This is a genomic window from Micromonospora sp. M42 (assembly GCF_000568915.1).
Lineage (GTDB): Bacteria > Actinomycetota > Actinomycetes > Mycobacteriales > Micromonosporaceae > Micromonospora > Micromonospora chalcea.
In genome coordinates this window covers 1,753,932-1,765,876 of sequence record NZ_KK037233.1, presented here as the reverse complement: position 1 = coordinate 1,765,876, position 11,945 = coordinate 1,753,932, and the positions used below count along the sequence as shown (strand labels likewise).

Here is an 11,945-nt window from a genome sequence, read left to right as displayed (position 1 = left end):
ACCACAATGGGTGGGGTGGACGACAAGAGCCTGACCGAGAACAGCGCCCCCGCCAACCGGACGAGCCTCTGGGGCGGCCGGTTCGCCGGCGGCCCCGCCGAGGCGCTCGCGCGGCTGTCGGTGAGTGTCCAGTTCGACTGGCGCCTCGCCCCGTACGACATCGCCGGTTCCCGCGCGCACGCCCGGGTCCTGGCCGGCGCCGGCCTGCTCGACCCGGACGAACTGGGCCGGATGCTTGCCGCGCTGGACGACCTGGAGGCGGCGTGCGCCTCCGGCGCGTTCCGCCCGACCGTCGACGACGAGGACGTGCACACCGCGCTGGAGCGTGGCCTGCTGGAGCGGCTGGGCAGCCTCGGCGGCAAGCTGCGCGCCGGCCGGTCCCGCAACGACCAGGTCGCCACCGACCTGCGGCTCTACCTGCGTGACCACGCCCGCGGGGTGGCGGCCCGGCTGGTCGAGCTGGCCGAGGCCCTCGTCGAGCAGGCGGAGCGGCACGTGGACACCGCCGCGCCGGGCATGACGCACCTGCAGCACGCCCAACCGGTGACGTTCGGGCACTGGCTGCTGGCCCACGTGCAGCCGCTGCTGCGCGACCTGGAGCGGATGCGCGACTGGGACGAGCGGACCGCGATCAGCCCGCTCGGCGCGGGCGCGCTGGCCGGGTCGGGGCTGCCGCTGGACCCGGTGGCGGTCGCCAAGGAGCTGGGCTTCCGTACCTCGTTCGCCAACTCGATGGATGCGGTCGCGGACCGCGACTTCGTCGCCGAGTTCCTGTTCGTCACCGCGATGATCGGCGTGCACCTGTCCCGCCTCGGCGAGGAGGTGGTGCTCTGGACGTCGCAGGAGTTCGGCTGGGTCGAGCTGGACGACGCGTTTGCCACCGGCTCGTCGATCATGCCGCAGAAGAAGAACGCGGACATCGCCGAGCTGGCCCGGGGCAAGTCCGGCCGCCTGGTCGGCGGCCTGATGAGCGTGCTCACCATGCTCAAGGGCCTGCCCATGACGTACGACCGGGACATGCAGGAGGACAAGGAGCCGGCGTTCGACGCGGTCGACACGCTGGAGCTGCTGCTGCCCGCGCTGGCCGGGATGATCTCCACGATGACGGTCCGGGTGGACCGGCTGGTGGCGAGCGCCCCGTCGGGTTTCTCGCTCGCCACCGAGGTCGCCGACTGGCTGGTCCGGCGCAACGTGCCGTTCCGCGACGCGCACGAGATCACCGGCAAGCTGGTGGCGCTCTGCGCGGCCCGGGACTGCGCGCTGGACGAGGTGTCCGACGCCGACCTGGCCGCCGTCAGCGAGCACCTGGACCCGTCGGTGCGCGACGTGCTGTCGGTGCGCTCGGCGCTGGCCGCCCGCATCACGCCCGGCTCCACCGGGCCCGGCCCGGTCGCCGACCAGCTCGCCGCCGCGGCGGACAAGCTGACCGGCTGGCGCGAGTGGGCCGCCGAGCGGGTCGTCCCCCGCTGACCTGCGGCTGATCCGGGGCAGGCACCCGCCTGCCCCCGGATCACACCGGTCAACCGGTGGGGCGCTCGCGCTTGGGGAGCTTCGCCACCACCGCGTCGTACGACCCGTCGACCGCCTCGACCAGCTCGTCGTCGGGGATGCCGCCGGAGAGCCGCAGCGTGTTCCAGCCCGACCGGCCGATGTAGGGGGAGGGGCGCGCGTCGGCCGGGAACCGGTGCAGCCACTCGTCGGCCACCTCGCGGGACGCCCCGCACTTCACCCCGACCCGCGCCTCACCGTCGGGCGAGCCGAGGAACGCGAAGATCCGGCTGCCCACCTTCACCACCTCGTCGCCCTCCCACGGCCGGTCGAGCCAGGCTCCCGGCTTGGCCAGGCAGTAGGCGAGCATCTCCTCGCGCGTCATCGCGTCCTCCCCGTGCCGTCGTCGGGCACAGTCTTGCCCGCGGCTGTGACAGTGCGCGCCGCCGGTCAGTCGCCGGTGCCGGTGCGGACGGTGAGCCGCTCGTAGCGCTGCCGGGCCGCCTGGGCGCTGCCCAGCCCCAGCCCGAAGGCGATCGCCTGCCAGGTCATGCCCCGGCCGCGAGCCACCTGGAGCAGCCCGGCCTCCAGCGCGTCCACCTCGGAGCGCACGTGCGGGATGAGCGTCAGCGCGGCCATCAGGTCGGCCTGGTCGACCGGCTCCTCACCCTCGTCCAGCTCGGCGCCCCCGGCGAGCGCCATCACCAGCGTGGCCGCCTCGTAGGCGTCGGGCACGTCGGGGTGGGCGTAGCGACGGCGGCGGGAGTTGGTGCCGGCGTGCCGCTCGGCGATCCGCAGCAGCGCCGCGTAGTTGCGGTGCGCCCGGGCCTGGGCAGCATCCGGAGCGGTGAACGGGTCGTTGTCCACGGTGACCATGTCGTCCATCCCACACCCAAGAATGGCCCGTTGTCAACACCCCGTTGAAAGCCCTTCGTGTAAAACACCGTGACCTCAACGCATGGTGAAGGGTCGGCGCGTCATGCCACCACAGACGCGCCGCGGGGTGTCCCGGGTTGCCCGGAACGGCCGATTCAGGCCGGCGAGTTCCGCACCGGGGCGGCCGGAGCGGGCCGGCGACGCGGGGTGTGCCGCCGGTAGACGCTCACGCTCGGCTCGTCCGCCAGCCAGAACCGCCACGGCAGGTCGTGCGCGGCGGCGACCCCGACACGCGGCCCGGCGACGATGTGCGCCGGGTCGACCGGGATCGCCGGTGGCGTCAGCAGCAGCGGGCCGCTGCCGTCGATAGCCGAGGTGCCGTTCGCGTCCCGCCCGATCCCGAGCGCGGTGACCAGCCGGGCCGGCCCGCGGGCCAGATCCCGGTCGGCGGCGCGCGGCCTGCGCTCGCGGGCGGTCTCGACGCCGCCGACCACCTCGCCCGCGCGCAGCAGCACCGCCGCCGCCTCGCCGTCCCGCCCGCAGACGATGTTCGCGCACCAGTGCATGCCGAACACGAAGTACACGTACACGTGCCCGGCGGGCCCGAACATGACCTGGTTGCGCGGCGTCGGCCCGCGGTGGGCGTGCGACGCCGGGTCCTCGCCGGTGCCCGCGTACGCCTCCACCTCGGTGAGGCGTACGGTGACGCCGCCGGCCGACACGGTCCAGCCGAGCAGCGTCCGCGCGGTCTGCGCGATCTGCGCGGCGGGCGCGGAGAGCCAGGGGTACGTCATCGCGGCAAGGGTAGTCGGTGGGAGGCGCGTGATCCGGGCCACGCCGGGGCGGGCGGCCACCGGAATAGTTGACTCGTCAAATATGTTGTGAGGAGCGATCCCGGGCCGACCGGTCCGGACCCCACGCGAGGAGCTGGTCATGCAGTTCGGAGTCTTCACCGTCGGTGACGTCACCCCCGACCCGACAAACGGGCGACTGCCGTCCGAGCGTGAGCGGATCAAGGCCATGACCGCCATCGCGCTCAAGGCCGAGGAGGTCGGCCTGGACGTCTTCGCCACCGGCGAGCACCACAACCCGCCGTTCGTGCCGTCGTCGCCGACCACCATGCTCGGCTGGATCGCCGCGCGCACCGAACGGCTGCTGCTGTCCACCGCGACCACGCTGATCACTACCAACGACCCGGTGAAGATCGCCGAGGACTACGCGATGCTGCAGCACCTCGCCGACGGCCGGGTGGACCTGATGATGGGGCGCGGCAACACCGGGCCCGTCTACCCGTGGTTCGGCCAGGACATCCGCAACGGCATCCCCCTGGCCATCGAGAACTACGACCTGCTGCGCCGGCTCTGGCGCGAGGACGTGGTCGACTGGAAGGGCCGGTTCCGTACGCCGCTGCAGGCGTTCACCTCGACCCCGCGCCCCCTCGACGGCGTGCCGCCGTTCGTCTGGCACGGCTCGATCCGCAGCCCGGAGATCGCCGAACAGGCCGCGTACTACGGCGACGGCTTCTTCGCCAACCACATCTTCTGGCCCAAGGAGCACACCCAGCGGATGGTCGGCCTCTACCGGGAGCGGTTCGCGCACTACGGCCACGGCTCACCCGACCAGGCCATCGTCGGCCTCGGCGGGCAGGTCTTCATGCGCCGCAACTCCCAGGACGCGGTACGCGAGTTCCGCCCCTACTTCGACAACGCCCCGGTCTACGGGCACGGCCCGTCGCTGGAGGAGTTCACCCGCGAGACGCCGCTGACGGTGGGCAGCCCGCAGCAGGTCATCGACCGGACGCTGGGCTTCCGCGAGTACGTCGGCGACTACCAGCGGCAGCTCTTCCTGATCGACCACGCCGGCCTGCCGCTGAAGACGGTGCTGGAGCAGCTCGACCTGCTGGGCGAGGAGGTGGTACCGGTGCTGCGCAAGGAGTTCGACTCGCTGCGTCCCGCGCACGTGCCCGAGGCGCCCACCCACGCCGGCCTGCTGGCCGCCCGCGACGCCGCTCCGGCCGACGGGGAGCAGCGATGACCCGTCGTACCCTGGCGGTCGTCTCGGCCGGGCTCGCCCAGCCGTCGTCCACCCGTCTGCTCGCCGACCAGCTCGCCGCGGCCGCCCGCGACGAGCTGGCCGGCCGCGGCGCGACGGTGGAACTGCGCACCGTGGAGCTGCGCGAGCACGCCCACGACGTGGTGAACCACCTGCTCACCGGCTTCGCGCCGGCCGCGCTGCGGCAGACACTCGACGCCGTGGCGGCCGCCGACGCGCTGATCGCGGTGACGCCGATCTTCAACGCGTCCTACAACGGGCTGTTCAAGTCGTTCTTCGACGTGATCGACCGGGACACGCTCGCGGGCAAGCCGGTGCTGATCGGGGCGACCGGCGGCACCGCCCGGCACTCCCTCGCGCTGGAGCACGCGGTCCGGCCGATGTTCACGTACCTGCGGGCGGCGACACTGCCCACTGCGGTGTTCGCCGCGCCCGAGGACTGGGCCGGTGACGACGGGGACAGCGCGCTGCGGTCCCGGATCCGCCGGGCCGCCGCCGAGCTGGCCGAGCAGGTGGACCGCCGCCCGCCCGCGACCGGCCCGGCCGACCCGTTCGCGCTCACCACCGACTTCGCCGACCTGCTCGCCGGCCGCGACCCGGCCTGACGCCGGGGGCGGTGCGGCGCGGAGGCGACCGCTACCGGGCGTGACCGTCGCCGGCGAACCACGCCGAAAACCGGATATGACTGAGAGGCATAAATGTGCCTCTCAGTCATATCGCTCGGAAGACATCTCTCGCGCCGGGCGGCCCGGCGGACAGGGCCGGCGCGGGGCCGCCGCCCGCGAGGCGGCTCAGTCGTCGGCCGGCTCGGGCCGGTGGGCGACGAGCACCGGGCAGTGGGAGTGCTGCACCATTGCCTGGCTGACTGAGCCGAGCAGCAGCCCGACGAAGCCGCCCCGGCCCCGGGAGCCGACCACCACGAGCGCCGCCTCGCCGCTGGCCTCGACGAGCGCGGTCTCCGGCGAGGGGGAGGTGACGGACCGCTCCGTCACCCGCAGGCCCGGATGCGCCGACCGGACCCGCTCCGCTGCCTCGGCCAGCAGTCCCGCCGCCTCGGCCCGCTCGGCGGTGGACGCCTCCGCCGCGATCTCGGGCGCCACCGCGCCGCGTTCCGGCGACCGGACGTGCATCAGCACCAGCTCCGCGTCGCGCCGCTCGGCCTCGTCGGCAGCCAGCTCGATCGCGTACGCGGCCGAGTCGGAGCCGTCCACGCCGACCAGCACCGGCCCGTCCACCGGAATCGGCTGCTCTTCCGGGCGGACGATCAGCACCGGGCAGTGCCCGTGCTGCGCGAGCTGCCCGCTGACCGAGCCGAGCAGCAGGCCGGCGAAACCGCCCACGCCCCGGCTGCCCACCACGACCAGCTCGGCGCGGCGGGACTCCTCGACCATCGTCGCGCCCGGACCGCCGGCCACCTGGCGCACCTGCACCCGCAGGCCCGGGTGCCGCTCGGTCAGGTCGGCGGCGACCGACTCGAGCATCTTCTCCGCCTCCGCGGTGGGCGCCGGCACCCCCAGGTCGTACGGGTTGAGCGGCACGCCGTAGCCGAGCGGGTGCAGGTATCCGTGCACCAGCACCAGCGGCCGGGAACGTGCCACGGCGGTCGCGGCAGCCAGGTCGGCGGCGGCCAGGCTGGACGGCGATCCGTCCACTCCCACCACGACGGGTCGGTTCATCAGGTCTGTTCCCTCCGGTCGGCTCAGGCCATTGTGGCGGTCCCGGCGGCGCCGGGACCGCCGAACCGGGGTCAGCGTTCCCGGCCCCCGCGGTGCCGGACGACGGCCAGCGGGCTGTGGCAGTGGTGCAGCACGGCGTGGCTGACCGAGCCGAGCAGCAGCGAGCCGAGGCTACCCCGCCCGTGCGCGCCGACCACCGTCAGCTGCGCCCCGACGGACTCCTCGACCAGCACCCGGGCCGGCGTGGCGGCGGCGACCAGCTTCGGCCGCACCGTGACCTCCGGGTAGCGCTCGGTCCAGCCGGCGACCGCCTCGGCCAGCACCCGCTGCTCGTCGGCGCGCAACTGCTCCGGCTCGTACGCCAGCGGCAGGACGTCGCCGAACGCCTCGCGGTAGCTCACCGGCTGCGGGTACAGCCAGGTGTGCACCACCACCAGCTCGGCGTCGCGCGCCGCAGCCTCGGCGAACGCGAACCCGACCGCCTCGTCGGACAGCGCGGACCCGTCCACGCCGACCACCACCGGGCCGTCGGCGCGGGCCTCGCCCCGGGCGACGAGCACCGGGCAGTCCGCGCGGGCGGAGAGCTGCACCGCCGCCGAGCCGACCAGGAGTTCGGCGAAGCCGCCCAGGCCACGGTGGCCCAGCACGAGCAGCGCGGCGTCGCGGCTCTCCCGCAGCAGCACCGCGACCGGCCCGCCGTCGACCACCGCGCCGGTCACCGCCAGCTCCGCGTCGACCTTGCGGGCCTCGTCCACCGCCTCCTCGACCAGCTTCTCGGCCTCCTGGCGCAGCTCGATGTCGGGCAGCACCGGGGCGACCATGCCCAGCGGCGTGCCGACCAGCGGCCACAGGAAGGCGTTCACCACCCGCAGCGGCCGGTGCCGCAGCACCGCCTCTCGTGCGGCCAGCCGTACCGCGTCCAGCGCGGACGGGGAGCCGTCCACGCCCACCACGACGGGGGCACCGGTCCTGTCGGTCATCACGTCCTCCTTCGGTTCCCCCTCAGCCTGCGCCGACGGCTCCCACCTGGGCAGAGTCGATCCGCCCGGCACAGCCGGGACCATCGGCCCCTACCGGCCGGGCCGTTCGCGAGGTGGAATGGGAACCAGTGCTCCCTCCTGTCGATCCTGGAGGCGCGATGACCCCGCTGGAGATGCTCCGCGTCCACCCCTTCCTGGCCGGGCTGCCCGACGAGTGGCTGCCCCGGCTCACCGGGTACGCCCGCCCGGTGGTCTGGCACCCCGGGCACCGGCTGTTCCGCGCCGGCGCGCCGGCCGACCGGTTCTGGCTCGTCCGCGGCGGCCAGGTGGCGCTCGACTTCCCGGTGCCGGGCCGCGGCGACGTGGGCATCGAGACGATCGGCCCGGGCGGCGTGCTCGGCTGGTCCTGGCTGTTCCCGCCGTACCGCTGGCAGTTCGGCGCGGTCGCCACCCAGCGCAGCACCGCCGTCGAACTCGACGCCGACGGGGTACGCCGGCTGATGGAGTCCGACGACACGCTCGGCCGCCAGCTCACCAGCCGGTTCATGAGCGTGGTGGTGGACCGCCTCCAGGCGTCCCGGGTCCGGCTGCTGGACCTCTACGGCTACCCGACGGCCGCAGCCAGCTGAACCGGCGCGCGGTCAGGTGACGGTGAGACCCCGGGCGGCGAACTGACCGCGTACCCGGGTCAGCAGGTCGGCATCAGGCGGCTCGGTGTCCGCCAGCGGGAACGTCAGCCCCAGCTCGGCGTACTTGTGCGCACCGAGCCGGTGGAACGGCAGCACCTCCACGCGCTGCAGCGTGGCCAGCCCGGCCGCGATGTCGGCCACCCGCTCCACCTCGTCGACCGCGTCGGTCAGGCCGGGCACCAGCACGTACCGGATCCACATCGGCGTACCCCGGTCGGCCAGCCGTTGCGCGAACCGCAACGTCGGCGCGAGCCGGCCGGTGCCGGTGACCCGGCGGTACGTCTGCGGGTTGCCCGCCTTCACGTCGAGCAGCACCAGGTCGGTGGCGTCCAGAAGCGTGTCGTCGGCGCGGACGCCGAGGAAGCCGGAGGTGTCCAGCGCGGTGTGCAGGCCCAGGTCGACGTGACAGCGCCGCAGCAGCTCCCGGGTGAACGCCGGTTGCAGCAGCGGCTCCCCGCCGCTCACCGTGACGCCGCCCCCGGCCACCTGGATGAACCGGCGGTACCGGCCGGCGAGCGCGACCATCTCGTCCACGCTGCGGCGGCGGCCGCTGCGGCCGTACCAGGTGTCCGGGCTGTGGCAGTAGCGGCAGCGCAGCGGACAACCGGCCAGGAAGACCACGAACCGGGTGCCCGGCCCGTCCACCCCGACCGAGGTGTCCCAGGAGTGCACAGCGCCGGTGACGCACCCCGGCGCCGCCGCAGTCACCTGCGGCGGCGCGGGCGGGCGGCCGTTCACAGCGACCCGTGGAAGGTCCGCGACACCACGTCGCGCTGCTGCTCCGGCGTGAGCCGCACGAAGTTCACCGCGTACCCGGAGACCCGGACGGTGAGCTGCGGGTACCGCTCCGGGTGCGCCATCGCGTCCAGCAGCGTGGCCCGGTCCAGCACGTTGACGTTGAGGTGGAACCCGCCGGCGTCGGCGTAGCCGTCGAGCACCCCGGCCAGGTTCGCGATCCGCTCGTCGCGGGTGTGGCCCAGGCCGTCCGGCGTGACGGTGCCGGTCAGCGAGATGCCGTCGCGGGCCGCGTCGTACGGCAGCTTCGCCACCGACAGCGCGGACGCGACCAGGCCGTGCGTGTCCCGCCCGTTCATCGGGTTCGCCCCCGGCGCGAACGGCTCACCGGCGCGCCGCCCGTCCGGCGTGTTGCCGGTGTGCTTGCCGTACACCACGTTCGAGGTGATGGTGAGCACCGACATGGTCAGCTCCGCGTCGCGGTACGTGCGCTGCCGGCGCAGCTTCTCCGCGAACGTCTCGACCAGCCACACCGCGATCTCGTCGGCCCGGTCGTCGTCGTTGCCGTACGTCGGGAACTCGCCCTCGACCGCGTAGTCGACCGCCAGCCCGGACTCGTCGCGCAGCACCTTGACCCGGCCGTACCGGATGGCCGACAGGCTGTCCACGGCGACCGACAGGCCGGCGATGCCGGTGGCCATGAAGCGGCGCACCGGGTGGTCGTGCAGCGCCATCTCCAGCCGCTCGTAGGCGTACCTGTCGTGCTGGTGGTGGATCACGTTCAGCGCGTCCACGTACGTCTGCGCCAGCCAGTCCAGCGTGCGGTCGTACGCGGCCAGCACCTCGTCGTAGTCGAGCGTCTCGCCGCCGACCGGCGCGGCCGGCGGGGCGACCTGCGCGCCGGACAGCTCGTCGCGGCCGCCGTTGATCGCGTACAGCAGCGCCTTCGCCAGGTTCGCCCGGGCGCCGAAGAACTGCATGTCCCGGCCGACCCGCATGGCCGACACGCAGCAGGCGATCGCGGTGTCGTCGTCGTACGCCGGGCGGATCAGCTCGTCGTTCTCGTACTGGATGGCGCTGGTGTCCAGCGACACCTGGGCGCAGAACCGCTTGAACCCCTCGGGCAGCCGCGGCGACCAGAGCACCGTCAGGTTCGGCTCCGGCGCCGGGCCGAGGTTGTACAGCGTCTGCAGGTAGCGGAACGTGGTGCGGGTGACCAGCGGGCGGCCGTCCGCGCCCATCCCGCCGAGCGACTCGGTGACCCAGGTGGGGTCGCCGGAGAAGAGCTGGTCGTACTCGGGGGTGCGCAGGAAGCGGATGATCCGCAGCTTGATCACGAAGTCGTCGATCAGCTCCTGCGCGCCACTCTCGTCCAGCCGCCCCTCGGCGATGTCCCGCCGCAGGTAGGCGTCGAGGAACCCGGCGGTGCGGCCGAGCGACATGGCGGCGCCGTTCTGCTCCTTCGTGGCGGCCAGGTAGGCGAAGTAGAGCCACTGGATCGCCTGCGCGCCGGTGACGGCCGGGCGGGAGATGTCGAAGCCGTACGAGGCGGCCATCTCCTTCAGCTCGCCGAGCGCGCGGAGCTGCTCGGCCAGTTCCTCCCGGTCACGGATCACGTCGTCGGTGCTGCGCCGGTCGTCCAGCGCCGCCTTGAGCGCGCGGCGTTCCTCGATCAGCCGGTCCACGCCGTACAGCGCCACCCGGCGGTAGTCACCGATGATCCGCCCGCGTCCGTACGCGTCGGGCAGGCCGGTGATGATGTGCGAGCGCCGGGCCGCGAGCACGGTCTCCGGGTACGCGTCGAACACCGCGTCGTTGTGCGTGCGGCGGTACCGGGTGAAGATCTCGTGCACGCGCGGGTCCGGCTCACGCCCGTACGCGCGCAGCGCCGTCTCCACCATCCGCAGCCCGCCGGCCGGCATGATCGCCCGCCGCAGCGGCGCGTCGGTCTGCAACCCGACGATCAGCTCCCGCTCCCGGTCGATGTACCCGGGGGCGTGCGAGGTGATCGTCGACGGGGTGGCCGCGTCGACGTCGTACACGCCGCGGCGGCGCTCCTCCGGGAACATTTCCCGCAGCCGGTCCCACACGGCGAGCGTGCGCGGCGTCGGCCCGGTCAGGAACGAGGCGTCCCCGGTGTACGGCTCGTGGTTGTGGCGGACGAAGTCGGCCACGTCGACTGTCTCCTGCCACGCGCCGGCGTGGAATCCGCGCCAGGGGGCCAGGGGTTCGGTGGCGGTCATGTCGGTCCCTCTCCGGGCGTCGGCGGCCCGGTCCCCGCGGGTGCGGGGACCGGGGGCGGGGGTCAGGGCTGGAGCACGAGCCGGGCGGCGACCCGGCCGGTGAGGACGTCGTCCACCGCGTCGTTGATGTCGTCCAGCTTGCGGGTCTCGTAGACGACCCGGGTGCGGCCGGCGGCGTGCAGCGCGAAGACCTCGGCCAGGTCGGCGCGGGTGCCGACGATCGAGCCGAGCACCGTGATGCCCTTGAGCACCGTCTCGAAGACGGGCAGGGTGATCGCGTTGTCGGCGGGCAGCGACACCAGCACCAGCCGGCCGCCGCGGCGCAGCGAGCGGTGGGCCTGCTCGATCACCCGGGGGCTGGCGGCCAGCACGATCGCCACGTCCACGCCGCCCAGCGCGGTGATCCGCTCGACCGGGTCGGTGGTGGCGGCGTCGACAGTGTGCGCGGCGCCCAGCGAGGTGGCCAGCTCCAGCTTCTCGGCGGTCACGTCCACCGCGACCGTCTCGGCGCCGAAGATCTGCGCGTACTGCTGGGCGAGGTGACCGAGGCCGCCGATGCCGAAGATCGCGACCCGCTCGCCCGGCCGTACCCCGGCGACCTTGACGGCCTTGTACGTGGTGACGCCCGCGCAGGTCAGCGGCGCGGCCTCGAACGGGTCCACGCCATCGGGCACGCGGACCGCGTAGCGGGCCGAGGCCACCGCGTACTCGGCGTGCGCGCCGTCGATGCTGTAACCGGTGTTGCGCTGCGACTCGCACAGCGTCTCCCAGCCGGTCACGCAGTACGCGCAGGTGCCGCAGGCCCAGCCGAGCCAGGGCAGCGCGACCCGGTCGCCGACGGCGTGCTCGGTGACACCGGGACCGACCTGCTCGACGAGGCCGACGCCCTCGTGACCGGGTACGAACGGCGGGGTGGGCTTCACCGGCCACTCGCCGCGGGCGGCGTGGATGTCGGTGTGGCAGAGTCCGCTGGCTTCGACGCGGACCAGGATCTCGCCCGGGCCGACCTCCGGCACGGGACGCTCGGTGATCTCCATCGGACGGTCGAACGCGGTGACGACACTGGCGCGCATCGGGGGCCTCCCTCGCTCTCGTTCTCACCCTCAGCGTCGTCGGTCCGGGCGCCGCCGGGCAGGGGCGCAGGACCGCCGTGACCCGGGACCAACGGCCCCTCCGCCGAGAGTCGACGGGAGAACGGCGGTACGG

At 73.9% G+C, this 11,945-nt stretch carries 12 protein-coding genes; 4 read left to right on the top strand and 8 right to left on the bottom strand.

The window, feature by feature from the left end:
• Window positions 1-6 precede the first annotated feature (6 nt).
• Window positions 7-1,470 (top strand): argininosuccinate lyase, encoded by a 1,464-nt coding sequence (gene argH / locus MCBG_RS07890; RefSeq protein ID WP_030271078.1) that lies wholly within the window; start codon window positions 7-9, stop codon window positions 1,468-1,470.
• 49 nt (window positions 1,471-1,519) lie between these two features.
• Here argH and MCBG_RS07885 read toward each other — a convergent pair whose 3' ends face one another.
• From MCBG_RS07885 to MCBG_RS07875, 3 genes are all read right to left on the bottom strand, one after another.
• Window positions 1,520-1,873 (bottom strand): MmcQ/YjbR family DNA-binding protein, encoded by a 354-nt coding sequence (locus tag MCBG_RS07885; protein WP_043324918.1) that lies wholly within the window; start codon window positions 1,871-1,873, stop codon window positions 1,520-1,522.
• A 65-nt stretch (window positions 1,874-1,938) separates the two neighbouring features.
• Window positions 1,939-2,373 (bottom strand): hypothetical protein, encoded by a 435-nt coding sequence (locus tag MCBG_RS07880; protein ID WP_030502457.1) that lies wholly within the window; start codon window positions 2,371-2,373, stop codon window positions 1,939-1,941.
• A gap of 146 nt (window positions 2,374-2,519) precedes the next feature.
• The gene (locus tag MCBG_RS07875; RefSeq protein ID WP_043324917.1) at window positions 2,520-3,158 is read right to left on the bottom strand and encodes a DNA-3-methyladenine glycosylase; all 639 of its coding nucleotides are present in this window, start codon (window positions 3,156-3,158) and stop codon (window positions 2,520-2,522) included.
• 139 nt (window positions 3,159-3,297) lie between these two features.
• Between MCBG_RS07875 and MCBG_RS07870 the strand changes: the two genes are divergently transcribed.
• On the top strand, window positions 3,298-4,398 hold the full coding sequence (locus tag MCBG_RS07870) for an LLM class flavin-dependent oxidoreductase (protein ID WP_043324916.1): 1,101 nt from the start codon (window positions 3,298-3,300) through the stop codon (window positions 4,396-4,398).
• Window positions 4,395-5,021, top strand: coding sequence for a CE1759 family FMN reductase (locus tag MCBG_RS07865; RefSeq protein ID WP_043324915.1), 627 nt, complete (start codon window positions 4,395-4,397; stop codon window positions 5,019-5,021). The genes MCBG_RS07870 and MCBG_RS07865 overlap by 4 nt, the downstream gene beginning before the upstream one ends.
• A gap of 186 nt (window positions 5,022-5,207) precedes the next feature.
• On the opposite strand, the gene MCBG_RS07860 is transcribed toward MCBG_RS07865, so the two are convergent.
• Together MCBG_RS07860 and MCBG_RS07855 are read right to left on the bottom strand one after the other, a co-directional pair.
• Window positions 5,208-6,092, bottom strand: coding sequence for a universal stress protein (locus MCBG_RS07860; RefSeq protein ID WP_043324914.1), 885 nt, complete (start codon window positions 6,090-6,092; stop codon window positions 5,208-5,210).
• 71 nt (window positions 6,093-6,163) lie between these two features.
• Window positions 6,164-7,072, bottom strand: a complete 909-nt coding sequence (locus tag MCBG_RS07855; protein ID WP_043324913.1) for a universal stress protein — start codon at window positions 7,070-7,072, stop codon at window positions 6,164-6,166.
• Window positions 7,073-7,230: 158 nt separating this feature from the next.
• On the opposite strand from MCBG_RS07855, the gene MCBG_RS07850 reads away from it, so the two are divergent.
• Entirely contained in the window at window positions 7,231-7,701 is a 471-nt protein-coding gene (locus MCBG_RS07850) for a cyclic nucleotide-binding domain-containing protein (protein WP_043324912.1), read from the top strand.
• Between the two features lie 12 nt (window positions 7,702-7,713).
• Here the strand turns inward: MCBG_RS07850 and pflA are convergent, their stop codons facing one another.
• From pflA to adhP, 3 genes are all read right to left on the bottom strand, one after another.
• Window positions 7,714-8,499: a pyruvate formate-lyase-activating protein gene (gene pflA, locus MCBG_RS07845; RefSeq protein ID WP_051611069.1), complete on the bottom strand. Its 786-nt coding sequence runs from the start codon at window positions 8,497-8,499 to the stop codon at window positions 7,714-7,716.
• Window positions 8,496-10,739, bottom strand: a complete 2,244-nt coding sequence (gene pflB / locus MCBG_RS07840; protein ID WP_043324911.1) for a formate C-acetyltransferase — start codon at window positions 10,737-10,739, stop codon at window positions 8,496-8,498. Before pflB ends, pflA begins: the two co-directional genes overlap by 4 nt.
• A gap of 62 nt (window positions 10,740-10,801) precedes the next feature.
• Window positions 10,802-11,812 carry an alcohol dehydrogenase AdhP gene (adhP, locus tag MCBG_RS07835; protein WP_043324910.1) on the bottom strand — a complete coding sequence of 337 codons (1,011 nt, stop codon included), beginning with the start codon at window positions 11,810-11,812 and terminating at the stop codon, window positions 10,802-10,804.
• Between the last annotated feature and the right edge of the window lie 133 nt (window positions 11,813-11,945).